23 protein-coding genes are annotated in these 25,587 nt (G+C 62.9%); 17 read left to right on the top strand and 6 right to left on the bottom strand.

Annotation, left to right across the window (positions count from 1 at the left end; translation table 11 throughout):
- Positions 1–23 precede the first annotated feature (23 nt).
- The 10 genes from dnaX to LVD11_RS08575 all read left to right on the top strand — a co-directional run bounded on the left by dnaX (position 24) and on the right by LVD11_RS08575 (position 8,792).
- Positions 24–2,390 carry a DNA polymerase III subunit gamma/tau gene (gene dnaX, locus LVD11_RS08620; protein WP_237057966.1) on the top strand — a complete coding sequence of 789 codons (2,367 nt, stop codon included), beginning with the start codon at positions 24–26 and terminating at the stop codon, positions 2,388–2,390.
- A gap of 4 nt (positions 2,391–2,394) precedes the next feature.
- A complete protein-coding gene (locus tag LVD11_RS08615; RefSeq protein WP_237057964.1) occupies positions 2,395–2,739 on the top strand; it encodes a YbaB/EbfC family nucleoid-associated protein in 345 nt (114 codons plus the stop codon).
- 15 nt (positions 2,740–2,754) lie between these two features.
- On the top strand, positions 2,755–3,360 hold the full coding sequence (gene recR, locus LVD11_RS08610) for a recombination mediator RecR (RefSeq protein WP_237057962.1): 606 nt from the start codon (positions 2,755–2,757) through the stop codon (positions 3,358–3,360).
- A 7-nt stretch (positions 3,361–3,367) separates the two neighbouring features.
- Complete coding sequence (gene rnd, locus LVD11_RS08605) at positions 3,368–4,498, top strand: ribonuclease D (protein ID WP_237057960.1); 1,131 nt, start codon at positions 3,368–3,370, stop codon at positions 4,496–4,498.
- An 8-nt stretch (positions 4,499–4,506) separates the two neighbouring features.
- Positions 4,507–4,794, top strand: coding sequence for a YcgL domain-containing protein (locus tag LVD11_RS08600; protein WP_237057958.1), 288 nt, complete (start codon positions 4,507–4,509; stop codon positions 4,792–4,794).
- A 3-nt stretch (positions 4,795–4,797) separates the two neighbouring features.
- The gene (locus LVD11_RS08595) at positions 4,798–5,253 is read left to right on the top strand and encodes a YcgN family cysteine cluster protein (protein ID WP_237057956.1); all 456 of its coding nucleotides are present in this window, start codon (positions 4,798–4,800) and stop codon (positions 5,251–5,253) included.
- A 36-nt stretch (positions 5,254–5,289) separates the two neighbouring features.
- Positions 5,290–5,670: a hypothetical protein gene (locus LVD11_RS08590; protein ID WP_237057954.1), complete on the top strand. Its 381-nt coding sequence runs from the start codon at positions 5,290–5,292 to the stop codon at positions 5,668–5,670.
- A 245-nt stretch (positions 5,671–5,915) separates the two neighbouring features.
- Positions 5,916–6,617: a YEATS-associated helix-containing protein gene (locus LVD11_RS08585; RefSeq protein ID WP_237057945.1), complete on the top strand. Its 702-nt coding sequence runs from the start codon at positions 5,916–5,918 to the stop codon at positions 6,615–6,617.
- 133 nt (positions 6,618–6,750) lie between these two features.
- Positions 6,751–7,596: an AAA family ATPase gene (locus tag LVD11_RS08580; protein WP_237057943.1), complete on the top strand. Its 846-nt coding sequence runs from the start codon at positions 6,751–6,753 to the stop codon at positions 7,594–7,596.
- A 14-nt stretch (positions 7,597–7,610) separates the two neighbouring features.
- The gene (locus LVD11_RS08575; protein WP_237057941.1) at positions 7,611–8,792 is read left to right on the top strand and encodes a vWA domain-containing protein; all 1,182 of its coding nucleotides are present in this window, start codon (positions 7,611–7,613) and stop codon (positions 8,790–8,792) included.
- A gap of 70 nt (positions 8,793–8,862) precedes the next feature.
- Here LVD11_RS08575 and LVD11_RS08570 read toward each other — a convergent pair whose 3' ends face one another.
- The gene (locus tag LVD11_RS08570) at positions 8,863–10,338 is read right to left on the bottom strand and encodes a peptide MFS transporter (RefSeq protein WP_237057939.1); all 1,476 of its coding nucleotides are present in this window, start codon (positions 10,336–10,338) and stop codon (positions 8,863–8,865) included.
- A 523-nt stretch (positions 10,339–10,861) separates the two neighbouring features.
- Between LVD11_RS08570 and hrpA the strand changes: the two genes are divergently transcribed.
- From hrpA to LVD11_RS08535, 7 genes are all read left to right on the top strand, one after another.
- Positions 10,862–14,725 carry an ATP-dependent RNA helicase HrpA gene (gene hrpA, locus LVD11_RS08565; RefSeq protein ID WP_439651282.1) on the top strand — a complete coding sequence of 1,288 codons (3,864 nt, stop codon included), beginning with the start codon at positions 10,862–10,864 and terminating at the stop codon, positions 14,723–14,725.
- Between the two features lie 491 nt (positions 14,726–15,216).
- Positions 15,217–15,555, top strand: a complete 339-nt coding sequence (locus tag LVD11_RS08560; protein WP_237057935.1) for a hypothetical protein — start codon at positions 15,217–15,219, stop codon at positions 15,553–15,555.
- Between the two features lie 81 nt (positions 15,556–15,636).
- Positions 15,637–16,533 (top strand): HvfB family MNIO-type RiPP peptide maturase, encoded by an 897-nt coding sequence (locus tag LVD11_RS08555; protein WP_237057933.1) that lies wholly within the window; start codon positions 15,637–15,639, stop codon positions 16,531–16,533.
- On the top strand, positions 16,514–17,308 hold the full coding sequence (locus LVD11_RS08550) for an HvfC family RiPP maturation protein (protein WP_237057931.1): 795 nt from the start codon (positions 16,514–16,516) through the stop codon (positions 17,306–17,308). Before LVD11_RS08555 ends, LVD11_RS08550 begins: the two co-directional genes overlap by 20 nt.
- A 156-nt stretch (positions 17,309–17,464) precedes the next feature.
- Positions 17,465–18,625, top strand: coding sequence for an MlaA family lipoprotein (locus LVD11_RS08545; RefSeq protein WP_237057929.1), 1,161 nt, complete (start codon positions 17,465–17,467; stop codon positions 18,623–18,625).
- Between the two features lie 36 nt (positions 18,626–18,661).
- Complete coding sequence (locus LVD11_RS08540) at positions 18,662–19,843, top strand: PP2C family protein-serine/threonine phosphatase (protein WP_237057927.1); 1,182 nt, start codon at positions 18,662–18,664, stop codon at positions 19,841–19,843.
- Positions 19,844–20,054: 211 nt separating this feature from the next.
- Positions 20,055–20,573 carry an STAS domain-containing protein gene (locus LVD11_RS08535; RefSeq protein WP_237057926.1) on the top strand — a complete coding sequence of 173 codons (519 nt, stop codon included), beginning with the start codon at positions 20,055–20,057 and terminating at the stop codon, positions 20,571–20,573.
- 108 nt (positions 20,574–20,681) lie between these two features.
- Here LVD11_RS08535 and LVD11_RS08530 read toward each other — a convergent pair whose 3' ends face one another.
- From LVD11_RS08530 to LVD11_RS08510, 5 genes are all read right to left on the bottom strand, one after another.
- Positions 20,682–21,146: a tellurite resistance TerB family protein gene (locus LVD11_RS08530; RefSeq protein WP_237057924.1), complete on the bottom strand. Its 465-nt coding sequence runs from the start codon at positions 21,144–21,146 to the stop codon at positions 20,682–20,684.
- Positions 21,127–22,110: a transaldolase gene (gene tal, locus LVD11_RS08525; RefSeq protein ID WP_237057922.1), complete on the bottom strand. Its 984-nt coding sequence runs from the start codon at positions 22,108–22,110 to the stop codon at positions 21,127–21,129. Before tal ends, LVD11_RS08530 begins: the two co-directional genes overlap by 20 nt.
- A 149-nt stretch (positions 22,111–22,259) precedes the next feature.
- Positions 22,260–23,237 carry a tRNA dihydrouridine(20/20a) synthase DusA gene (gene dusA / locus LVD11_RS08520; RefSeq protein ID WP_237057920.1) on the bottom strand — a complete coding sequence of 326 codons (978 nt, stop codon included), beginning with the start codon at positions 23,235–23,237 and terminating at the stop codon, positions 22,260–22,262.
- A gap of 99 nt (positions 23,238–23,336) precedes the next feature.
- Positions 23,337–24,545 (bottom strand): glycerol-3-phosphate dehydrogenase/oxidase, encoded by a 1,209-nt coding sequence (locus LVD11_RS08515; protein ID WP_237057918.1) that lies wholly within the window; start codon positions 24,543–24,545, stop codon positions 23,337–23,339.
- Positions 24,529–25,218, bottom strand: a complete 690-nt coding sequence (locus tag LVD11_RS08510) for a glycerophosphodiester phosphodiesterase family protein (protein ID WP_237057916.1) — start codon at positions 25,216–25,218, stop codon at positions 24,529–24,531. Before LVD11_RS08510 ends, LVD11_RS08515 begins: the two co-directional genes overlap by 17 nt.
- Between the last annotated feature and the right edge of the window lie 369 nt (positions 25,219–25,587).

Genomic DNA, 25,587 nt, shown 5'->3' with positions numbered 1-25,587 from the left:
GCGCCGGGGGCGCTGGAGAACGGATGAGTTATCAAGTACTGGCACGCAAGTGGCGGCCGCGGTTGTTCCGGGAAATGGTGGGGCAGGAGCATGTGCTGCAGGCCCTGATCAATGCCCTGGATAACGGTCGGCTGCACCACGCCTACCTGTTCGCCGGCACCCGGGGGGTGGGGAAAACCACTATTGCCCGAATCCTGGCCAAATGCCTCAATTGTGAAAGTGGGGTCAGCTCGGAACCCTGCGGGCAGTGCACGGCCTGTACGGAGATCGCCGAGGGCCGGTTTGTCGACCTGATTGAAGTGGATGCCGCGTCACGTACCAAGGTGGAGGATACCCGGGAGCTCCTGGAAAATGTGCAGTATGCGCCGACCCGCGGCCGCTACAAGGTGTACCTGATCGACGAGGTGCACATGCTTTCCAACAGCTCTTTTAACGCCCTCTTGAAGACGCTGGAAGAGCCGCCTCCCCACGTCAAGTTCCTGCTGGCAACCACCGACCCGCAGAAACTACCGGTCACTGTCCTGTCCCGCTGCCTGCAGTTCAACCTGAAGAACATGAGCCCGGAGCGCGTGGTGGAGCACCTGCGCTTTGTGCTTGAGCAGGAAATGGTGCCGTTTGAGCAGGGGGCCCTGTGGCACCTGGGGCGCGCCGCAGATGGCAGTATGCGCGATGCCATGAGCCTGACCGACCAGGCCATCGCCTTTGGCGGTGGCAAGGTGGCCGAGGCCGAGGTGCGTGCCATGCTGGGCAGTATTGATACCGGGCTGGTATGGAAGCTGCTGGAAGCCCTGGCCGATGAGAGCGCCCCGGCCCTGTTCGCCGCAGTGGAGGAACTCGCCGGGCAGGCGCCGGACTTCAGTGCCGCCCTGGCTGAGCTGGCGAACAACCTGCATCGTATCGCCGTGGCCCAGGTCCTGCCCCAGTCGGTGGACAACACGCTGGGTGACGGAGAGCGCCTGCAACAGCACGCGGCGCGACTGGCCCCGGAAAACGTACAGCTCTATTACCAGATGGCCCTGCTGGCTCGCCGTGACCTGCCGCTGGCGCCGGACCCGCGCAGCGGCTTCGAGATGGCACTGCTGCGGATGCTGGCCTTCCGGCCCCAGGGTGTGGCGGATATCCCCAGTGCCCGGCTGGACTCCGGCCAGCCGGCCAGCGCGGAGGAACCCGAGGCAAAAAAGTCCCAACCGAGCCCGGAGCCGGCTGAAGCCGGCGCGTCCCCTGTACAACCGCCGCCCGAGCCTGCGGCTGCCGGCGCAGCGCCCGCACCTGCTGCGAGCCCTCAGCGCACAGAGAGCCCTCAGCGTACAGAGAGCTCTCAGCAGATGGACAGCCCTGAGCGGATGGACAGCCCTGAGCGGATAGAGAGCCCTCAGGCCGAGGACCTCCCCCCGCAGGAAGTACCTCCGCAGCGGGCCAGTGGCCCCGCGTTCACAAATCAACAGCAGGGTGCCGCAGGCCCCCAGCCCATGGGACCAGTCACTGCGCCGCAGCACCAGGACCCTCAGCCTGCCCCCGCCGGGGCGCAAAACTTGTCTGTGACAGGAGCGGAAGTTGCCCCGGATACCGCCGGCGCGCCGCAGGACCCCGGCGATAGCGCTTTCCCGGACAGTCCCCCCCCGTGGGAGGAAGCTCCCGGTGAAAGGCAGGGTGCCCAGCATTTTGAGAGCCGTCAGCCCGTGGAAAGCCCTCAGCCCGTGGAAAGCCCTCAGCGAATGGAGAGCCCCCAGCCTGTGGAGCGGCCATTTCCCCAGCCGCGGCAGCCGGCTCCGGCTACCGAACAGCGCAGCCCCGTCCAGGGCGGCCCCGTCCAGGGCGGCCCCGAACCCCGGTCTCCGGAATCGGGGGCCGCGACGGACCAGCGCGCGGCGCTGCGCGAGCAGCTGCGCCAGCAGGTTGCCGCGGTAGAGTCTGCCCCGGTGGTCGGCGAGGAAGCCCAGCCAGCGGCACCTGAACCGGAGCCAGCACCGGCGGCGCCGCGGGCCCGGCTGGAGGCCCTGACCCCGGGCAACTGGCCCGCACTGTACCCGCAGCTGGGGATTACCGGCATACTGCACTCCATTGCAATGCACCTGGAACTGGTGGGGCGGCAGGACAATATACTGTCCTTTACCCTCGATGAGTCCTACAGCAGCCTGTATGACGAGGTGCACCAGCGCCGGCTGGCGGACGTCATCGGTGACTTTGTGCAGCAGCCGGTGAATGTCCATATCCAGGTGGGCCAGGTACATGGCACCACCCCCGCGCGGCTGGTGCAGGCGACCCGCGAGGCGCGGGCCGCAGCGGCCCGCGATGCCCTGGCGCAGGACCCGCTGGTGCGGGAACTGCAGGAGGAGCTCGGCGCCGAACTGGTGGCCGACTCGGTTGAATACCTGAAAGAGAGTGAGTGAGACCATGAAAGGTTTGGGCGATTTGATGCAGCAGGCCCAGAAAATGCAGGCCGACATGCAGGAAAAGATGCAAAAAGTGCAGGAGCAACTCAATGAGCTGCGCGTGGTCGGCGAGGCCGGCGCCGGCATGGTGAAAGTCACCATGAACGGCCGCCACGACGTCACCGGGGTCGAGATTGACCCCGACCTGATGGGTGAAGACAAGGAAATGCTTGAGGACCTGGTGGCCGCCGCGGTGAACGATGCGGTGCGCCGGGCGGAAGAGCAGGCGCAAAAGCTGCAGAAAGACCAGCTGGGTGGCCTGGCTTCCGGCATGAACCTGCCGGAAGGCTTCAAGTTCCCGTTTTAAGGGCTACCCGTACCTATGTTCAGTCCCCTGATTGAAGACCTGATCCGCGCCCTGCGCTGTCTGCCGGGCGTCGGCCCCAAGTCCGCCCAGCGCATGGCCATGTACCTGCTGGAGCGGGACCGCGACGCGGCGGGCCTGCTGGCACGAACCCTGGAGCTGGCTGTGGAGAAGGTTGGGCGCTGCTCGCAGTGCCGAACCCTCACGGAGCAGGAGCTCTGCGCCCTGTGCGGCAGCAGCCGGCGCGATGGCGCGTCACTGTGCGTGGTCGAGACGCCGGCCGATGTGCTGGCCATCGAGCAGGCAGGTAATTACCACGGCCGCTATTTTGTCCTGCACGGGCATCTCTCCCCGATCGACGGGGTGGGGCCGGCAGACCTTGGCATCGACTTGCTGGAGCAGCGGCTCGATCGCGAGCCGGTGCAGGAACTGATCGTCGCCACCAATCCCACCGTCGAAGGTGAGGCCACCGCGCAGTTTATCGCCGAGCGGGCCCGTGACCGGGGTATTGCCGTGAGCCGCATTGCCCATGGTGTACCTATCGGGGGGGAACTCGAATATATCGATGGCGGTACCCTCGCGCACGCCTTCAACAGCCGTACGGCGTTTTTCTCCGGTAACTGAGGTTTCGATGCTCAATGTGGACACCACACCCGTCTGGGTGGATGACAGTGCGCAGCTGGCACAACTGTGTGAAAAGTGGCGCGGGCAGAAAGCTGTGGCCCTGGATACCGAATTCATGCGCAGCCGCACCTTTTATCCACAGCCGGCGCTGGTCCAGGTCGGGGATGGAGAGCACGCCTACCTGATCGACAACCTGGCAATTGATGACCTGGAACCGTTGCGGGAGTTGCTGCTGGATACGGAGGTTACCAAGGTCATGCATTCCTGCAGTGAGGACCTGGAGACCCTGGAGCGGCTGCTGGGGGCAATACCCGACCCGGTCTTCGATACCCAGATCGCAGCGGCCCTGACCGGTATGGGGGCTGGCCTGGGCTATGCCGCCACGGTCCATGAACTGCTCAATGTGGAGTTGCCCAAGAGCGAGACCCGCTCCGACTGGTTGCAGCGCCCCCTGAGCGAGGCGCAGAAAAACTATGCGGCCCTGGATGTCGCCTGGTTACCACCGGTCTACGGTGTGCTGTGGAAGCGTTTGCGGGAACAGGGCCGGCTCGAGTGGCTGCAGGAAGACTGCGCGGCGCTGGTTAGTGCCGCACGCAATCCGCAGCCACCGGAGCTTTACTATCAGCGGGTCAAGGGCGCCTGGCGCCTGAGCGGCCCGCAGCTGGCTGCGTTGCAGGATCTCTGTGCCTGGCGTGAGCGCGAGGCGCGCCTGCGGGACATGCCGCGCAATCACCTGCTGAAAGAGAGTGTCTGTATGAACCTGGCCCAGCAGTTGCCGAACCACGCCGCCGCTATGGCGCAACCGGGGCTTGAAGGCAAGGCGCTGCGGGAGTACGGGGATATACTGCTGCAGATTATTGGGCGTGCGGCAGGGCGTGACGATACGCCTCCGGCCATGCCGCGGCCCCTTGACCGGCGCGAGGGGGAATGCCTCAAGCAGCTGCGCCAGCGTGTGCGCGAGGTCGCCGAGGAACGCCGCCTGCCGGCGGAAATCCTGGTGCGCAAGAAAGAGTTGGAAGCGCTGGTGCAGTCCGATAAGCCCTGCCTGGAGGGGCGCCTGGCCGGCTGGCGAGGCAATGTTATCGGTGAGCCCCTGTTGCGGGAGTTACAGGCACTGCGTGGCGAGAGAGTAGGATGAATACCGTAGTGAAGACAGTTTGTGATATCTACCGCAGCCCGCGGACAGAGGAAATGTATCTTTACGTGGAGAAGCGTGAAGGCATCGCGCGTGTCCCGGAAAAGCTGCTGGACCTCTTCGGCAAACCCGAGCATATGGTGACCCTGCTGATTACACCGGACAAGCCGCTGGCGCGGGCCGATGCGGGCAGGGTTCTGGAAGAGATCCGTGAGCGCGGTTTCTACCTGCAGATGCCGCCCGCTGCCGACGATGAAATGCGTGCGATCGCCGCGCAGAACAGCAAGTTACAGCGCTGAACCGTGAACGACAAACCATTCTGGCAGTACAAGTCACTGGAGCAGATGACCGATACCGAATGGGAGTCGCTCTGCGACGGCTGCGGGCGCTGCTGCCTGCACCGGCTGGAAGATGAGGAGACCGGCCAGGTCTTCACCACCAGTGTTGCCTGCCGCCTGTTGGATACCCACAGTTGCCGGTGCAGTGACTACCCGAACCGCAAGCAACGGGTGCCGGACTGCATCCAGTTGCGTGCCGGCGACCTGGCCGATTTCCACTGGCTGCCGCAGACCTGTGCCTACCGGGCGCTGTCGGAAGGCCGCCCGCTGGAGGACTGGCATCCGCTGGTGTCGGGACGAGCCGAGTCCGTACACGAAGCCGGCATCTCGGTACAGGGCTGCGTGATCAGCGAAGAGCTGGTACATCCGGACGACTTCGAGGAACATATTGTCACCTGGGTGGGTGACGATCCCGTTTAAAACCAACACAAGACATAAAGTTAAGAACAGGACACTATGGCGGAAGAGTTTCGAATTGCCTGGATGATTTACCTGGGCGGTACCCTGGTATTGTTACTGGCGGGCTGGTGGTTTATGCGTAACTGGCGCTGGTCATGGCCGCGGCGTGCCCTGTTGCTGGTAGCGGCTGCGGCCCTGCTGGTGCCTACCGTGGGGCGTACGCCGGAATCCGCGCCGATGCCGGTACTGCCCATGTTTGTCTACCAGCTCGTATTTGAGGAAGAAGGGGCAGCCCCGGAAGTGACTGCCAACCTGGTTTTCGCCACCGGTGGGGCGCTTGCCCTGGTATCCCTGTGGGGGCTGGTGGCGCTGATATTGCGTCATCGCCGGGAGAAGCGTCGCGAGTTCGAGGACGACCCCTATTACAGCAATCAATAACCGGAAGCTGTAACAGTACCGATCTCCCGCGCCCGGTCGAGCAAAGGCGCGCAATTCCTCATGGCGCTGTCCGCGCCCGGCGGACAGCTGCTATATCTATAGGGCTGGCCCCGCGGCAAGGCGGGGCCCGGTGACTACAAGAATGTGGCCTGGTACCCGGGAACCCTCCTCCCTTCCAGACAGCCTCCCGGGCCTCCGGTCCGGGGGCACAGGGGTTTCCGGTCCTGCCCGGCAGAGGAGCCCGGATGCTCGACCATCTGTTAATTCTGAGTGCTGTCATGCTGGTCTCCGGTATTCTCGGTGGCCTGGTCAATTACTACCAGATGCTGTTCACCGAGGAGGATCCGGCGGGCCTGGCACGCTGCCTGATCATGGGGCTGTGTGGCGCACTGATGGTGCCCATCTTCCTCAAGTTCACCCAGAGCGACCTGCTGATCGAGATCCAGGGTGACCCCTCCCGCCTGCTGCTGTTCACCGGCTACTGCCTGCTTGCCGCCATCGCCTCGCGCATGTTCGTATTCAACGCCGCGCGCCGGCAGTTGCGCGACGCCAGCATTGCCCGTGCCCGGGTGGAAAACCTGGAGCAGGAACTGCGCGCCATGCAGCTGGAGATGATGCCGCTGCTGGAACATGAAATCGAGGGCGACCCGGACCAGGGGCCGACCCTGGATTTCAACGAGATCCGCAAGCTCGATGAGAACGCCCTGCACGTGCTGAAACTGCTTAACACCGGTGAGTGTGTGTTCCGTTCCCTGGGCGGGATGGTGCAGGAAGGGGGGATGGAGACAAACTCCACCGCCCGCGCCCTGAACAGCCTGCTGGTGCTGGAGATGGTGGGCAAGATCCACAGCCACCTGGGCATCCGCTGGTATATCACTGACAAGGGCCGGCAGGTGGTGCGCCGGCGCAGCTCGCAGGCGGTTGCCGACGAGCGGGTGGGTGAGTGACCGGCCATTCCTGAATCCATCGTCCCGGATACTGCAAAGTCCGGGCAAGCGATCCATGCTGAATTGTCATTGATCTCCCGTTGACATCCCTTACCATGCTGCCCATCTCTGTTCTTTCGCGATGGGAGTCACCATGAAATTTACCGGCACCGACAACTACGTCGCCACCGATGACCTGCAGATGGCAGTGAACGCGGCGGTCACCCTGCAGCGCCCGCTGCTGATCAAGGGCGAGCCGGGCACCGGCAAGACCCTGCTGGCAGAGGAAGTGGCACAGAGCCTGGGCCTGAAGCTCATCCAGTGGCATATCAAGTCCACCACCAAGGCCCAGCAGGGCCTGTATGAATACGACGCGGTGTCGCGGTTGCGGGATTCCCAGCTGGGGGTGGACCGGGTGCACAACATCGCCAACTACATCAAGCGCGGCAAGCTGTGGGAGGCTTTCGACTCTGACGAGCGCGTGGTGCTGCTGATCGACGAGATCGACAAGGCCGATATCGAATTTCCCAACGATCTGCTGGTGGAGCTGGATCGCATGGAGTTTTTCGTCTACGAAACCGGCGAAACAGTAAGGGCCAGGCAGCGCCCGATTGTGATCATCACCTCCAACAATGAAAAAGAACTTCCCGACGCGTTCCTGCGCCGCTGTTTCTTCCACTACATCAGTTTCCCGGACCGGGACACCATGCACCGGATCGTCGACGTGCACTACCCGGGTATCAAGCAGCAGCTGGTCAGGGAAGCGATGGATATCTTTTTCCAGTTGCGAGAGGTCCCGGGCCTGAAGAAAAAGCCCTCCACCTCCGAGCTGATTGACTGGCTGAAGCTGCTGATGGCAGACGATATCCCCGAGGAGGTGCTCAAGAACCGCGATAGCACCAGTGCCATCCCGCCACTCTACGGCGCCCTGCTGAAAAACGAGCAGGATGTGCATATGCTTGAGCGCCTGGCGTTTATGGCGCGCCGCGAAAACCGCTGAGCCGGCCTTTTCCCATGCTGATTGGATTCTTCCTCAACCTGCGCCGCTACAAACTCCCGGCGTCCATCACCGAGCTGCTGGCCCTGATCGAGGCCCTGCAGCAACGGCTGGTGTTCGCCGACCTGGAGGAGTTCTATTTCCTCGCGCGGACCTGCCTGGTGAAGGATGAGAAGCACTTCGACAAGTTTGACCGTGCTTTCGATGCCTACTTCAAGGACCTGGAAACCCTCGACGACCTGCTGGAGCAGATGATCCCGGAAGAGTGGGTGCGGGCCGAATTCCTCAAGCAGCTGAGTGAGGAGGAAAAGGCGAAGATCGAAAGCCTGGGTGGCCTGGAAAAACTGTTGGAGGAGTTCCAGAAGCGCCTGGAGGAACAGAAAGAGCGCCACAGCGGCGGTAACAAGTGGATCGGAACCGGCGGTACCAGCCCGTTTGGCAACAACGGTTACAACCCGGAAGGCATCCGTGTGGGCGGCAACAGCCGCAACCGGTCCGCCGCCAAGGTGTGGCAGAAGCGACAGTTCCGCAACCTGGATGACAGCGTGTCGCTGGGTACCCGCAATATCCAGGTCGCCCTGCGCAAGCTGCGCAAGTTCGCCCGCACCGGCGCCGCCGAAGAGTTGGACCTGGACGACACCATTTCCTCCACCGCCCGCAATGCCGGCCTGCTGGATATCAAGATGGTTCCGGAGCGCCACAACGCTATCAAGGTACTGATCTTTTTCGATGTGGGCGGCTCCATGGATTCCTATGTGAAATCCTGCGAGGAGCTGTTCTCAGCCTGCCGGTCGGAGTTCAAGCATCTGGAGTATTTCTATTTCCACAACTTCATTTACGAGCATGTGTGGAAAGACAACCAGCGCCGCTATCAGGAGACCACACCGTTGCTTGAGGTGCTGCGCACTTATGGTAACGACTACAAGGTGATTTTTGTGGGCGATGCCTCGATGGCGCCCTACGAGATCACCCACCGCTACGGCAGTGTCGAGCACATGAACGAAGAGCCCGGTGCAGCCTGGATGGAGCGGGTAACGGATACCTGGAGCAACCTGGTGTGGCTGAACCCGGTGGGGGAGGAATACTGGCAATACACGCCCAGTATCGGCATGACCGCGCAGCTGGTGGAAGGGCGCATGTTCCCCATGACCCTGGAAGGCCTGGATCGCGCGATCGGCCGGTTGGTCAAGGGGCGCTGAGCCCCGGGTGCCCGCACGGCCCATCGCGGCCATAGGCCGCTCCCGCGGGGAGCGGCCCGATTACCTCAAATCATTCCCTGAAGTGCCGCTGTGGTGCCCCCTCGTGGTCGGCGGTGATGCCGATCTCTTCCTGGGTGGTCGGCCCAACCCGGGTATGCTCCTCCTCGGCACCGTGCATCCAGTCCACCAGCTTGTTGCGGATCAGGAACAGGATGATACCCGCACCGATCGCCGCGATGGCGACGCCACCGAACGTGGCCAGGGGACCGGATTCACCCACCAGCTTACCGATTTCCGCGGCCCCCTTGTTGGCCACGCCGATAAAGGCAAACCATAGCCCCATCATCAGTGACAGGTAGCGCAGAGGGGACAGTTTGGTGACCATGGAGAGACCGATTGGTGACAGGCTCAGCTCGCCGATGGTGTGGAAGATATAGGCGAATACCAGCCACCAGATACTCGCCTTGATGGTCTCGGAATCGCCGATCTGCAGGGCGGCACCGCACATGGAGACAAAGCCCAGGCCCAGGAATACCAGGCCCATGCTGAACTTGGCCGGGGAGCTGGGCTCCCGTGCGCCCAGCCCCACCCACAGGCTCGCCATCACCGGCGCCAGGATAATGATAAACAGGGGGTTCACCATCTGCAGCCAGCTGGCCGGGATCTCGAAACCCATCACGTTCAGGTCGGTGTTGTACTTGGCAAACAGGTTCATTGAGCCCGCCGCCTGCTCGAAGCCGGCCCAGAAGATCACCGTGAACACACCCAGGATCAGGATTACCTTGATACGGTCGCGTTCTTCCGGGGTCAGGGGCTTGTGCTTGTCGGCAGTATCCTTTTTCAGCCCCAGCTTGGCCGAGGGCTGTAAGCCGATATCACCGAGGAATTTCTTCGCCTGGGCCATCTGCAGCAGCAGGCCCAGCAGCATGCCGATACCGGCGGTGAAGAACGCCAGCTGGTAATTCACCTTCTCACCGATCCACCCGATGACCAGGTACCCCAGGATCGAGCCCAGGTTGATGCCCATGTAGAAAATGGTGAAAGCCGTATCGCGCCGGTGATCACCCTCATCGTAGAGGTCACCCACCATCGTGGAGATATTCGGCTTGAAGAAGCCGTTCCCCACAATCAACAGCGCCAGGCCCAGCCAGAGCATGTAGATTTCGGTACCGTCAGGCAGCCAGCTATGGGGAAAGCCCAGGGCGAACTGGCCCAGCATCATCAGGGTGCCACCGAACATGATGCAGCGGCGCTGGCCCCATTTGTTGTCCGCCATCCAGCCGCCGATGATCGGGGTCAGGTACACCAGCATCGCGTACCAGCCCAGGTAACTCAGGGCCTGGGACTGTAGCTCGGTATCCGACAGCTGCTCCCAGCCAAATGCTGCCGCGGCTGCGGCAGAGGTCAGGTAGAAGACAAAGATACCGCGCATGCCGTAATAACTGAGCCGTTCCCACATCTCGGTGCCGAACAGTAGGAACAGCCCCTTGGGATGGCCGAGCATCTCCCCGGCGGTGGCGGGCGGTTTTGGCTTGAGATCTTGCATGAAGGTACCTCTGGCAAGTCCCGGGCATAGGAAAAGGTGTCGCCCGGGCTGCACCTCCGGGGACGGTGTTGCCTTGAGTATAGTTCAGCGCCACTTTTTACCTGCCGGTCTTCGCGGTCGTCCTGACCGCTCAGACCGTCGCCCCGGGAATGCTGGCGCAGGTGTGCGAACCTGCTGGCATTCCGGGGCTCGCGCCGGCTTTGCCGGCGGGCGGCACATCCCAGTGCCGCTCGTTACCTGCTGGTCTTCGCGGTCGTCCTGACCGCTCAGACCGTCGCCCCGGGAATGCTGGCGCAGGTGTGCGAACCTGCTGGCATTCCGGGGCTCGCGCCGGCTTTGCCGGCGGGCGGCACATCCCAGTGCCGCTCGTTACCTGCTGGTCTCCGGCGGGGCATTTAGCCCGTCACGGCCCAGCGGGTATAATCGCCCGTTTGCAGTCAGTTTCCGGATTATGAGTCACACCGAAACCACCGCCGCCCTGAAAGCCCTGAGCGAGGAGTTCGGGCCCCGCATCACCGAGTGCATGGGGCGCGATCGCCATCGCCTGCGCAAGACCCTGGACAGCGCCCGGCGACGGTTGCGGGAGGGTAAGCCGGCGGACCGCATGCTGGAGAAGCTGGGCAAGGAGCTGGAGGCCTCGCGGGCACTGGCTGCCGCCCGCAGGGACAAGCTGCCTGAGGTCACCTGGCCGGAAGAGCTGCCGGTGGTGGCGCGCCGCGATGAGATCGCCGAACTGATTGCACAGAACCAGGTGGTCGTGGTGGCCGGCGAGACCGGTTCCGGCAAGACCACCCAGCTGCCGAAAATCTGCCTGGAGCTGGGGCGTGGAGTCTATGGCCAGATTGGTCATACCCAGCCCCGGCGTATCGCCGCGCGGACCGTGGCCAACCGTATCGCCGAGGAGCTGCAGCAACCGCTCGGTCACTCCGTGGGCTACCAGGTCCGCTTCACCGACCACAGCGACGAGCACACCCACGTCAAGCTGATGACCGACGGCATCCTGCTGGCCGAGATCCAGCGGGACCCGTTGCTGAACAAGTACGACACCCTGATCATTGATGAGGCCCACGAGCGCAGCCTCAACATCGACTTCCTGCTGGGATACCTCAAGACCCTGCTGCCGAAGCGCCCGGACCTGAAACTGATCATTACCTCCGCCACCATTGATCTGGAAAAATTCTCGAAGCATTTCGATGATGCACCGATCATCGAGGTTTCCGGCCGTACCTACCCGGTGGAAATCCACTACCGGCCACCCGCGGACAGCGATGCGGACCTGAGTGAACAGGTGATCGCGGCAGTGGAAGAGCTGTTACATGAAGAAAAGGGCAGCAGCCGGCGCGGCGGCGATATCCTGGTGTTTATGAGCGGCGAGCGGGAAATCCGCGAGTGTGCCAAAGCGCTGCGGGATGCACAGATTCCCCAGCTGGAAGTGTTGCCCCTGTATGCGCGGTTGAGCCTGGCAGAGCAGAACCGGGTGTTCCACGGCCACAAGGGCCGCCGCATCGTGCTGGCCACCAATGTGGCGGAAACCTCCATTACCGTGCCGGGCATCCGCTACGTGATCGATCCGGGCACGGCGCGAATCAGTCGCTACAGTTACCGCAGCAAGATCCAGCGCCTGCCGGTAGAGGCGATCTCCCAGGCCAGCGCCAACCAGCGTGCCGGTCGCTGTGGCCGGGTAAGTGCCGGTGTCTGTGTGCGCCTGTACGAGGAGCGCGATTTCGAGCAGCGGCCGGAATTTACCGATGCGGAGATCCTGCGTACCAACCTGGCCGCGGTGATCCTGCAGATGCTGCAGATGCGCATCGGCGATATCCACAATTTCCCCTTTGTCGACCCGCCCGACCCGCGCCTGATCAATGACGGCTACAAGCTGCTGGAAGAGCTGCAGGCCGTGGATAGTCACGGGCAGGTAAAGCCGCTTGGTCGCGCCCTGTCGCGCCTTCCCCTGGATCCGCAGCTGGGCCGCATGCTGCTGGCGGCGGGCGAGCACGATTGCCTGCGCGAGGTGCTGGTGGTTGTCAGTGCGCTTGCAGTGCAGGACCCGCGCGAGCGCCCGGCGGAGAAACGCCAGGCGGCGGATGAAAAACACCGCCAATGGCGCCACGAGAAATCCGATTTTCTTTCTTTCGTACAGCTGTGGGACGGATTCGAGGAGCAGCGCCAGGAGCTGAGCCAAAACCAGTTGCGCAAGTGGTGCCAGAAAAACTTCCTGTCGTGGCTGCGCATGCGCGAGTGGCGGGATATCCACCACCAGCTCCGGGTGGCCAGTCGCGAACTGAAGCTGAAGGAAAACCGCGAGCCCGCCGAGTACGCCACGGTGCACCGGGCGATCCTGCCCGGCCTGCTGGGCAACATCGGTGTGCGGGATGAAAACAAGGAATTCATAGGCTGTCGCAACCGGCGTTTTCATATTTTCCCGGGCTCCGGGCAGTACAAGAAACCGCCGCGCTGGATTGTGGCCGGACAGCTGCTGGAGACCAGCCGCCTGTTCGCCCACACCGTGGCGAAAATCGAGCCGGACTGGGTACTGGCGGCTGCCGAGCACCTGGTGAAACGCAATTATTTTGAGCCCCACTACGACGCCCGCGCCGGGCAGGTGATGGCCTATGAAAAAATTTCCCTCTACGGCCTGGTACTGGTGGAAAAGCGCCGGATCCACTTTGGCAAGCTGGACCCCCAGACCGCGCGCGCAGTGTTTATCCGCCAGGCTCTGGTAGAGCAGCGCTACGACAAGAATCGTCGGGGCAAGGGGCGTTTCTTCCGTCACTACCTCGATCTGCTGGAGGAGCTGGGTGACCTGGAGGCCAAGTCGCGCCGTCGGGACATCCTGGTGGACGACGAGGTGGTGTTCCGCTTTTTCGATGAGCGCATCCCGGCCGATATCGTCAACCTGGCGGGTTTCGAGCACTGGCGCAAGAAGGTGGAGGAAGAGGATCCCGAACTCCTGTTTATCCCCCGCGACCTGCTGATGCAGCAGAGCGCTGAGCATGTGGGTGAGGCGCAATTCCCGGATGACTTACGGGCCGGCGGCATCGAGTTCCCGCTTGGCTACCACTTCGAGCCCGGGGCCGTGGATGATGGCGTGAGTATCCAGGTGCCGGTGGGCGCCCTGCACCAGGTGCCGGCGGCGCGACTGAGCTGGCTGGTGCCCGGGCTGCTGCGCGATAAATGTATCGCGCTGGTGAAGGCGCTGCCCAAGCAGTGGCGCAAATACTTTGTCCCCGTACCCGCGGCCGTGGACCGTGCATTGCCGCGGATGCAGGCTGGTGATACACCGCTGTGGCGGGCGCTGGCGCACGAGCTGCACCGACAGACGGCCATTGAACTGCCGGCAGAAGCGTGGGAGTCCGCCGAGCAGTCGCTGGAGGATTTCTATCGTTTCAATATCCAGGTGCTCGACGAGTCTGGTGAGCTGATCGACCAGGACCGGGACCTGCCCACCCTGCAGTCGCGTTATAAAGACCGTGTCCAGCGCGAGCTGGCCTCCGCCGGTGACGGTTTCGAGCGGGACGGCATCACTCGCTGGGACTTCGGCAACCTGCCGGAAACCCATACCCTGGAACAGGGCGGCCTGAAAGTGCGCGCCTACCCGGCGCTGCAGGAAGAGCGCGAGAGTGTCTCCCTCAAGCTGCTCGACAACCCCCGCGAGGCCTGGCGACTGTCCCGGGCCGGTACCTGCCGGCTGGCGCTTCTGCACCTGCCGGAGCCGGTCAAGTACCTGCGCAAGGAATTGCTGCGTGGCAAGGAGCTGGGCCTCAGTGCCGCCGACCTGGGCCGGCGGGAAGACGTGGCCGACGACATCCTGCTGGCGGCGGTGCGCGAATTGTTCTGGCCTGATGAAAGCTGGCCGCGGACCGAGGCAGAGTTCCTCTCGGCGCTGGAGCGCAGTGGCGAGCTGGTTGCGGTGGCGCAGGAAATTGCCGACCTGCTGGTAAAGGCGCTCGGCCAGTTGGTGCCCCTGCGCAAGCAGATCAAGCAGCAGAAGAACCTGGCAGTGGCGATGGCGGTGGGGGATATCCAGCACCAGTTGCAGCGGCTCTTCTACCGGGGCTGCCTGTTCGACACGCCGCTCGAGTGGTTGCGCCAGTACCCCCGCTACCTCAAGGGCATCGAGTTGAGGCTGGAGAAAGCCGCGCTGGACCCCAACCGCGACCGGCGTTTGCAGGCCGAGTGGCACAAGGCGGCAGAGCCGTTCCTGGCACTGACCGAGCAACACTCCCCGCGCGTGATGGCCTCTGAGCCGGAGCTGCGCCAGTACCGATGGATGCTGGAGGAGTTTCGCGTCTCCCTGTTTGCACAGTCACTGAAAATGCTGATGCCGGTATCCGGTAAGCGCCTCGGCAAACTCTGGAGTGAACTGGAGCAATCCAGTCTGCCCTGACGGCCGTATACAGCATTGACGGAAACGGCTGTCGGGGTTTGGGTAGCGCCTGCGCCAGGGAAGGTGACCGCTCCCGCTTTTGGCTCCGGCGGTCATTGTGGTTTTTTTCATGTTCTGTCCATCCGCTATCGCCGGAGTTCCGGTGGCCGGCCCGCTGCATTCAGTGCGCGGGCCGGTTTTTCTTTATTTGCTCGCGGGTTCCCCCTTCCCCATACAGTCATGATTCCGGGTGGCTCCTGAACCGGGAGTTTGCGCCAGCGCACAGGTCAGGGAAGTAAATCCTGGTCAGGACTGTAACAAACGCCGATGGCCCGCGACTGTACCCGGGAGACACAGAGATACGTACCCGCGGATGCTGAATGCTTTCGGGATACTGCTGGTCTCAGCCCGTGACCACTCCATGGGATTGCTGGTTATAATCCGGGCAGGCGGGCATAAGCGCTCCGTCAGCGTGGATTGATGTACATTAGGATATTAAAAGGAGAGTTGTTATGACTAAGAAGAATTTGCCCCTGGCCGCGGCAGTTGGTGCGGCTTTTATCGCTTCGGCATCCATGAACGCTTCTGCCGGTGTGGGCAGCGCCAACCCCTTCGCGGCCGAAGAGCTGTCTTCCGGTTACAACCTGGCCATGCTGAGTGAGCACGGCGACGACAAGCAGAAAGAAGGTAAATGCGGCGAAGAAGGCAAGAAAAAAGAGGGTAAGTGCGGCGAAGAAGGTAAGAAAAAAGAAGGTAAGTGCGGCGAAGAAGGTAAGAAAAAAGAAGGTAAGTGCGGCGAAGAAGGTAAGAAAAAAGAAGGTAAATGTGGTGAGGGTAAATGCGGCGGATAATGTCCGCATGGTCCCCGTGCGGGGGTAGGGCGTAGCCCCGCCCCTGCCGCTCCCACTGCTGGCAACAGCAGAAGAGGCAATATGATCACTAGCAAGACCGTTGAATACCCTGTAAGTGGCGCCGGGCTCGGCCTGCGCCGCTCCATGATGGGGGAGGAAATGCCACCCGGTGCGGTTGACTTCCTTGAGGTTGCACCGGAAAACTGGATCAATGTCGGCGGGCGGTACGGTCGCTGGCTCCGCGAATATACCGAGCGCTACCCGTTCGTTATTCACGGTCTGTCACTGTCAATAGGCTCTCCGTCCCCGCTGGACCTGGAGCTGGTAAAGTCCGTCAAAGGGTTTATCCGCGAGCACGGTATCCGTTGTTACAGTGAACACCTCAGCTATTGCTCCGACCACGGCCACCTGTACGACCTGCTGCCGATTCCTTTTACGCCGGAGGCGGTGACTTATGTAGCCGGTCGGATTCGCCAGGTCCAGGATGTGCTTGGGCAGCGCATAGCGATGGAAAACGTTTCTTATTATGCGGCACCGGCCCAGGAAATGACCGAACTGGAATTCATCAACGCCGTGCTGGAGGAGGCGGACTGCGATCTGCTGCTGGACGTCAACAACATCTACGTGAATGCCATCAATCACCGCTACGATCCAGTGGAGTTCCTGCGTGGGCTTCCCGGAGCAAGGATCCGCTACGCGCATGTGGCGGGCCATTTCAATGAGGCGGAAGACCTGATGGTGGATACCCACGGCGCGCCGGTAATCGACCCCGTGTGGGAGCTGCTGCAGGAAGCTTATGCGCACTTTGGCGTTTTCCCCACCTTGCTGGAGAGGGACTTCAATATCCCGCCGCTGCGGGAACTGGTGCAGGAGGTGGGACATGTGCGCCAACTCCAGGCTGGGGCAGCGGGAGCAGCAATGCCTGAAAGCAGTGCGAGTGCGCCAGGAGGGATGGCCCATGCCCGCGCGTACCGATGAAAAACGTGCCATTTCGGGGGCGTCGCACTTTGCCGAAGTGCAGCGCCGGTTCGCTGCGCACCTGCGCAACCCTGTAGAGAATGAGGCCCCGGCGGAGATCGAAGACCGCCGTATGGGCATCTATCGCGACCTTATCTACAACAATATCGAGTCTTTTATCGCCAGTGGTTTTCCGGTGTTGCGGAGCCTGTACAGTGATGAGGCCTGGCACAGGATGGTGCGGGATTTTGTCCATCACCATGCCTCGCGCAGCCCCTATTTCCTGCAAATCAGTGAGGAGTTCCTGCACTACCTGCAGGAAGAGCGCTGTACGCAGGAATCGGATCCGCCCTTCCTGCTGGAGCTGGCGCATTACGAATGGGTAGAGCTGGCGCTTGATGTCAACCCGGCCCAGCTGCCCGGCGGGCTTGACCTGGAAGGCGATGTGCTGGCACAGGTGCCGGTGGTGTCGCCACTGGCATGGAGCCTGAGTTACCGCTTCCCGGTGCATATGATCGGAGCCGGCTTCCAGCCACAGGAGCCGCCGGCAGACCCCACCTTCCTGCTGGTATACCGGAATCGTGAGGATGAGGTGGGGTTCATGGAAATCAATGCCGTAACCGCGCGACTATTACAGTTGGCGGAGCCTGGGAACAAAACCGGGCGGGCGCTGCTCGAAGACCTCGCCGCGGAAATGAACCACGGCGATGTGTCAGCAGTAGTAGGTTTCGGTGAGTCCCTTATGCAGCAGTTGCTGCAGGCTGGTGTGATTGCGGGGCTGGAACCCCTCGAATAGCACTGGTGGAATCTCCCCGTCAGCTTGCCCGATACTGCCTGATCTTTGACAGAAACCGTAACCCGGGCAGGTGCTATGCTGCCAAGGGTGGCCTGCATACCCGGGCGGCGGTAGAATTTGCGCAACTTCCGGGTGAATGATTAGAGGAGCAGTGGCTTGCTTGGACGCACAGTAAAATCGCCTTGGTTGCTGGCAACATTGCTGGCTGCCAGTCCTGTACTGGCGCAAGCCGCCCAGGAGGACCCCTTTGCGGAAGGCGCCGCAGTCCAGGCTGCAGGGCAGCCTGGGGATGAGCCGGCGGACCAGCCTGTCGACTCTGGTACCGGTGAGTCCGCCGCAGCCCCCACCGATGATGGCTCTGCCAGCGATACCGCCGAGGCGGGGGAGGCAGATCCCTTTGCTGAAGGAGGGGACGACGATACATCGACTGCAGGAGCATCCACTGATTCCAGCCTTGAGGACGAGTACGGTTTCGACCCCGCTGAAGAGTTCTCCGGCGGCCAGGATCCCGTGGCGCGCGATCCCTGGGAGGGGTTCAACCGCGCCGTATTCCGCTTCAACGACACCGCAGATCGGTGGGTGTTGAAGCCGGTGGCTGTTACCTATCGCCAGGTAACGCCGATTTTCATGCAGCATGGCGTCAGTAACTTTTTCGGCAACCTGCTGGAAATCACCAATTCCTTCAACAGCGTACTGCAGTGGAAGTGGGGAGAGGCGGGTAACGGCGCCGGCCGCTTCCTGATCAACTCCACCGTGGGTGTTGCCGGGCTGTTCGATGTGGCTGAGCATGTGGGCCTGGAGCCAACCGATGGCGAGGATTTTGACCAGACGCTGGCCGTCTGGGGCGTGCCCTCCGGTCCTTACCTGGTGCTGCCCTTCCTGGGCCCGTCAACGGTGCGCGGCGTGCCGAGCATGGCGGTGGACTATTACACCGACCCGGTATCCTATGTTGACCACAACCAGACCCGGTACAGCCTGCGGTTCACGGACCTGACCCAGACCCGGGCCAGCCTGCTGAAGACCGAATCCCTGTTGCAGGGCGACCGTTATGTCCTGCTGCGCGACGCCTATCTGCAGCGCCGCGATTTCCTCATCAACGACGGTAACGTAGATGACGATTTCGGCGATGAAGACGACGCGTTCGGTGGAGATGATGATCCTTTTGGCGGTGGTGGCGGCAGTGACGCAGATACCGCCGCGGACGACAGTGACCCATTTGGTAGCGGCGAAGATGCCGGTACCGTTGAGGAACCGGCCGGACCGGCGAATGAAAGCGGTGGCGATGCTGCCGACGAACCCGATGTCTTCGACAGTTGATGTCCACCAGCGGCGAGCAGACCGCATTCCAGCTTCATGCCTGACCGCCAGCGCCTGCTACTGATTGAATCTGATGGCGCGTCGCGCGAATTCGTGCGGCGCAGCCTCACTCGCCTGGGATTTGAGGTCGACCAGGCGGAAACCGGCCTGGAGGGGATCGGCCGCTTTGTTCCCGGTTTCTACCGCGTGGTGATTACCGACCTGCACCTACCCGACATGGGTGGGCTGGAGGTACTGCGCAAGATCAAGCACTTATCCCCCGACGCTGCTGTGGTGGTGATCGCCTCCAACAGCGAAGTGAGTGATGTGGTCCAGGCCCTGCGCCTTGGGGCCAGCGACTACCTCCTGCAGCCCATCGAGGACGAAGCGGTTATCGAGCACGCGGTAACCCGTATCACCGACGCTGAGGCACTGGCACGCCAGAATCACGAGTACCGCGAGCAGCTCGAGGAGCGCAACCGGGAGCTGCACGAGCATGTCGAGGTGCTGCAGCGGGACCAGGAAGCCGGGCGCCTGTTGCAGCAGCACCTGTTGCCGCGCACACCCTACAAGTACCCGGGCAATATCGAGGCCGCCTACCGGCTCGTGCCTTCTCTCTACCTGAGCGGCGATTTCATCGATTACGGCCTGTTCGGGGAGCGTTTTGTCGCCTTTTACCTGGTCGATGTCTCGGGCCACGGTGTCTCATCGGCACTGGTGACGGCGCTGATCAAGCACAGCATTATGCACCTGCTGCGGGAGAAGCCGCTCTTTGCCAGCCTGGAGTCCCTGGACTCGGATCTCCTCGAAATTCTCCAGCTGATCAACCGGGAATTGCTCTCCACCCACCTCGACAAGCACGCCAGTATGTTTGTCGGCGTTGTCGACAGCCGGGCGCGTAAACTGCATTACGCCGTGGCCGGCCAGGTCCCCATGCCGGCCCTGGTGACGTCGGCCGGGGCCGAGTGGTTGCCTGGCAAGGGCCGGCCCCTGGGCCTGTTCGAGCAGGGCAACTGGCAGGTCTTGCGGGCCAGCCTGCCCACCAGCTGGCGGTTGGTTGCCTGCTCCGACGGGGTCCTGGAACTGTTGCAGGGGGACCTGTTACAGCGGGAGGCACAATTGCTGCAAAAGATTAACGAGAGTCGCGGCGACCTGGACACCCTGTGCGGGGCCCTGCACGTGGATACCTCCGAGGAGCTGCCGGATGACGTTACCATATTGACGGTTCGCCAGGACTAGCGGGAGCACGCCGGTGACCGGATGGTCCGGCTTGTTGGCGGCCAGAGCTTGTCACTGCCGGTATGCAGGAGTAAGCTCCGCCCGATTTATGCATCAAAGTTGCACTGTGATTGCAGCGCGATGAAAACGCGTTGACACAGTGCCCTGTCGATAAACTTTCGCCGCCGCCCCAGTAGCTGTTCCGCTCCTGACCGGCGTGCCAGAGGTTGTTATGCAGTCCGGGCAAATTATGGTCGGCGCCCACGAGGGTGTTTATGTCATCAAACTGGTGGGCGACGTGCGGCTGAACCTGTGCACGTCCTTCGACACTTTTATCGATAAGATGTTCACGCATGAGGACTTCAACGATGTGGTGTTCGACCTGCATGATGCCAGGGGGGTCGACAGCACCACCCTCGGCCTGATGGCCAAGGTCGCCATCCGAGCCCTGGACCGGGGTTGCCAGAAACCCCTGGCGCTCAGTGCCGACCCGGGGATACGCCACCTTCTCGATGCCATGGGCTTTGATGCGCTGATCGAGATCAGTGACGAGCAGCGCGATTACGGCAGCGAACCGCAGCCGCTGCATTGCAACACCCCGGACGAGTGTGCTGCGCGCGAGAAAGTGCTGGAGGCCCACCGGGTGCTGATGAGCCTGAACGAGCAAAATGCGGAGACCTTCCGCGACCTGGTCCATACCCTCGAGCGCGAGTGCGAGCCGACACGCAAGCCCTCTGCGCGCATGCACTGACTGTCTTTCTCTTTAATACCTCTCTAGCTCTCTACCTTTCCCAGGCCCCCGGCACGACTCCCTTTCCGGCTCTTTCCTCCTGGCCGCGACCAGCAGTGGCGAGTGCGCTCAGTCCTCCCCGTTGCGCATTTCCCGGGCCTCGGCCCGGGCGCGGGTGAAGAGCCCGTGCGGTAGGTAGATCAGTTCCGCCACCCGGCGGATCAGGTGTTCCTCGAATGCCTCGATCACATCATCAGAGAACGCCACCTCCCACATCTGGCGCACCAGCAGGTACTTGTTGCGCTCGTCGAACTGGTCGTTCACCACCTGGGTGAATTCGTACAGTGAGGTCGCCTGTTCCCGGTGGGACAGCGCATGGTCAACCATCTCGCAGGCTTCCGGCTCGCCCAGCTGGTAGTGCTCCTGCAGCAGGCGCACCAGGGTGGCCTGCTCGCGGTCGTCCAGTTTCTGGTCAACGGTGGCCACCTCGGCCAGCAGGGCGGCGCTGATCATGCGCACATCCCGATCGTTGCTGACCTCCACATCGTCGCCACTGCCGATCTGTTCGAACAGCTTACGTATTTGTCGCAGCATGCCGGTTCTGTTCTCCCGTGGTCGCCTGCTGGGCCAGCAGGGTTTCCAGTTGCTCCTGGTCGTGTACAAAGTTGCGGATGCCCTCGGCCAGTTTTTCCGTGGCCATGGCATCGCTGTTCAGCTGGAAGCGGAAGGCCGCCTCGTCCAGGGGGGTGGCCGGGCGCGCCTCGCCTTTCGCCCCGGCATCGAGGCCGGCGGCCAGCGGGCCGCTGTCCTGCTCCAGTTCGTCGAGCAGTTGCGGGCTGATGGTGAGGCGGTCACAACCGGCCAGGGCCTCGATTTCGCCAGTGTTGCGGAAGCTGGCACCCATCACCACCGTCGGGTAGTCCCGAGACTTGTAGTAATGGTAGATGTTGCGCACAGAGGCTACCCCGGGATCTTCCTCGGCGGGGATATGGTCCACCCCGGTCCTGGCCTTGTGCCAGTCCAGAATCCGTCCCACAAACGGTGAAATCAGCGTGACGCCAGCCTCGGCGCAGGCCACTGCCTGGGCGAAGCTGAACAGCAGGGTGAGATTGCAATGGATACCTTCGCGCTCCAGTACCGAGGCGGCGGCAATGCCTTCCCATGTGGAGGCCACCTTGATCAGCACCCGCTCGCGTTCCACGCCGGCCTCTTCGTACAGGGCGATCAGGCGGCGCGCGTACTCGACCGAGGCACGGGTATCGAATGAGAGGCGGGCATCCACCTCCGTGGAAACCACGCCGGGAACCAGCTCCAGGATCTCCCTGCCGATACTGACAGCCAGTTTCATCGCCGCGAGCCTGGCCTGGTCACCGCCCTGGCGGTCGGCCCACTGCAGGGCTTCGTCGATCGTGTCGCGGTACTGGGGCAGCTGCGCGGCCTTGAACAGCAGCGAGGGATTGGTGGTGGCATCGTGGGGGCGATAGCGGCGGATGGCCTCGATATCACCGGTATCGGCCACTACCTGGCTACGTTGCCTGAGTTGTTCGAGCTTGCTCATGGTTGATCTCCCTGTATTACCTCGTTTCCTGCTTCCTGGTGCACCCATGCCCGGGTGCAGCGATTTCCGGCGGTGAAAAGCGGCTAACCATCATGGAAGGGAACCGGGCGCACGGCAACCCCCGGTGAACGGTTGGGGGCTCCGGGCGGTCAGGCGGCCTGGGTCACCAGTGCCAGGGCCTGCTCCACCACTTCGACACCTGCGCCTTTCTTGTGTGCGTTTTCGCTCAGGTGGCGGCGGAAGCGGCGCGCACCCGGCAGCCCCTGGAACAGTCCCAGCATATGGCGGGTAATGTGGTTGAGGCGCTGCCCGGCGGCCAGTTCGCGCTCGATATAGGGCAGCATCAGTTCTACCACTTCCACCGGGCCTGGGCCGGGTTGCCCGCCGAACAGGGCGCTGTCTACCTCTGCCAGCAGGTTGGGGGTCTGGTAGGCGGCGCGGCCCAGCATGACTCCGTCCACATGGCGCAGGTGCTCGCGGCATTCGTCGATGGTATTGATGCCGCCGTTCAGGACAATTTCCAGCTGCGGGTAGTCCCGCTTCAGTTGGTACACCATCTCATGCTTGAGCGGCGGGATCTCACGGTTTTCCTTCGGGCTCAGCCCGTTCAGCCATGCCTTGCGGGCGTGAACGATAAAGGTGGTGATGCCAACGGCTGCCTGTGCCTCCACAAAGCGGGTCAGGCCCGCATAGTCTTCCATATCGTCGATACCGATGCGGTGCTTCACCGTTACCGGGACCGAGACCGCCGCGCGCATGGCCGCCAGGCACTCGGCCACCACGTCCGGTTCGGCCATCAGGCAGGCACCGAAGCGACCGGACTGTACCCGGTCGCTGGGACAGCCACAGTTCAGGTTGATCTCGTTGTAACCCCAGTCCTCGGCGATGCGCGCGCATTCCGCCAGCTCCGCCGGGTCACTGCCGCCGAGCTGCAGTGCCACCGGCTGTTCGGCGGGGTCAAACTGCAGGTGGCGGGCCTGGTCGCCGTGGATGATGGCCCCGGTGGTCACCATCTCGCTGTAAACCACTGCGCGCTTGCTCAGCAGCCGCCACATATAGCGGCAGTGGCGGTCGCTCCAGTCGAGCAGGGGCGCGGTGCAGAAACGGTGCGAAAAACTTGCGGACATAAAACAGCGTGTCGGTTTGCGGGGTGGCCAAACCGCGCATTATAGGGGATGGGGGCGTCATTCCATAAGCCGGGCCAGCAGGGGGCTGCGGGAAACAGCTCAGAGATTGCGCTCTTTCTCGGAGGTGCCCTGCGGGTTATTTACCGCCGATTGCGTGCTGCCACCGCCCAGGCCACCATCGAGGGTCGGGCGCAGTCTCCGCAGGATCTTGCGCGCAGTGGCACGGTAGCTGGTCAGCTTGCCACCGGCGACCGCGAGAACGCGTGGGTGGCGGCTGTCGTCGCTGGAAATCAGTGTCTCGCGGGTACGGGCAAAGGGACTGGCCTCTGTCTGAGGCAGTACCCGCAGGCCGGCCCAGCTGTCGCAGATATCACTCAGGACCAGGTTGCGGGTGCGTGGGAAATAACGCTGCAGGGTGTGCAGAAGGTAGCGCTCTTCCTCCACCGTGGGGCCCACATCGCGGGGGTCACCGTGATAGCTGCGTTCAGTGGTGCCTACCAGGGTACGCCCCCGCCAGGGCATTACGAAAATGGCGCGCCCATCCTCAGCTTCCACATAGAAAATGCTGTCGCCGAGAATAATGGGCAGCTCGATATGGGTGCCTGCCACCAAATCTAGCCTCGGTAACGGCGCGGCCGGGGTGCAGCGCTCGTTGGTGGATGCCACCCAGGGTCCGCTGCAGTTCACCAGGGCACGGGTATGGAGCGTGCTGAGCTGGCCATCGGCCACATAGTCCACCAGCAGCCCGTGATCGGTGAGCTCCGCCCCTACCAGGCTCGCAGGGCAGATAAGGCGCGCGCCGCCGTGCAGAGCTGAATTGATCACCTCATGGGTGAGGGCCGCATCGTCGGTCTGGGCATCGAAGTAGCGGTAAACCGCCAGCAGGCCCTCCTGGTCCAGGCCCTGCAGGGTGTGCCATTCCTCACGGGGAATCTTGCGGAAGCGGGCGTACTCCCGGCTGGCGCCGGCGAGCAGGGAGTAGAGCGTCAGTCCCAGCCGGATCTGCCACGGGGCCCGCTTGCTGTGCTGGTATACGGGCAGGTAGAAGGGCACCATGTGGACCAGGTGTGGCTTGTGGTCCAGCAGCCACTGCCGCTCCCGCAGGCATTCGCGTACCAGCCGTAACTGGCCGGTCTCCAGGTAGCGCAGGCCGCCGTGAATCAGCTTGGAGGAGCGGGATGATGTAGCCGCTGCAATGCCCGACTGCTCGAGGATGGCCACACTGTAACCGGCATTGACCAGGGCTTCGGCGGCACCGGCTCCCTGGATACCGGCACCGATCACAAGTACATCAAAATCCGTAGACATCACTGGCTTCCCGGGAGCGCATCAACAGGGCGAGATTGCCTGTCAGGATATGGTGCGCCCCGCGCCGCCGCCAGCGTACCGCCTCCTCGGCAGAGTTGATCTCGTACACCACCCATTGCCAGGGCCCCGGTGGCAGTTCCGGGCAGTCCACCTGGCTGTCGCCAATCAGCAGGTAGTCCGGGGCCAGGGTCAGCACGCCCACAGACAGGCTCTGCGCCACGCTGTCCACCTTCAGGGCCACCTGGTGGCAGCCCAGGTTGCGCGCCATCCGCAGGCTGCGGATATCGCGGCTCAGCAGGGCAAAGGAATCACTCTCCGGGCGGATCAGGCGCGCGATCTGCCCAACCGTGTTCTCGACCCCCACGCGCTCCATCACCGCCAGGTCCACCTCCACAAACCAGTCCAGGTGGCGGTGACGACCGGCCCAGTCCACAACCTCGGCGAGGGTGTTCAGGCCGTGGCCGCGCAGGTCGCGATCGCGGAGATCTTCGATGGACACCGGCTTTTTGCCGGTCGAGGGCAGGGTGGGGGCATGGTGACACCAGGGCGTGCCGTCCGCGCTGAACTGGATTTCCGTGTGGATAGCACAGGCACCGAGGCTGTGAGCTGCCTCGAAGGCGGCGATGGTATTGGCCTGTTGGCGAATAGTGTCGCCTCGGTGGGCAATGAGCATGAGTGTCTGACCTTGCTGGCGGCATTATTTTCGTTAGCCGCTGCCGCGCTACGCAAGCGGTCCAGCGGTAACGAGCCTGTCAAGGCGGCCGCCCTGTGCCGGCGGCCCCACTGAAAAAATAGACCGTACACCCGCGGTTGCAAGCTTATGGCGGGCGGAAAACAGTGTCCGCCGGCCCGGCGGGTCAAGGAGATCACTGCGCCCTGGTGCTCCTGTCTAGACTGACAGCATTGGTCAGGTTTTGTCCCATTGGCCGGGGCGGAGGTGAATATGTCGTGCGGCAAGGCAGCACTGGTCGCGGTGGTGTCATTATTGGCCTGCCCAGTCGCAGTGGCGGACAGTACCTCTGCCTCCGCCTCCGGCAGCGTG

It is taken from the genome of Microbulbifer sediminum (assembly GCF_021729035.1).
GTDB classification, from domain to species: Bacteria; Pseudomonadota; Gammaproteobacteria; order Pseudomonadales; family Cellvibrionaceae; genus Microbulbifer; species Microbulbifer sediminum.
Note: the sequence above shows the minus strand (reverse complement) of the source record. Positions and strands in the feature narration are given on the sequence as shown.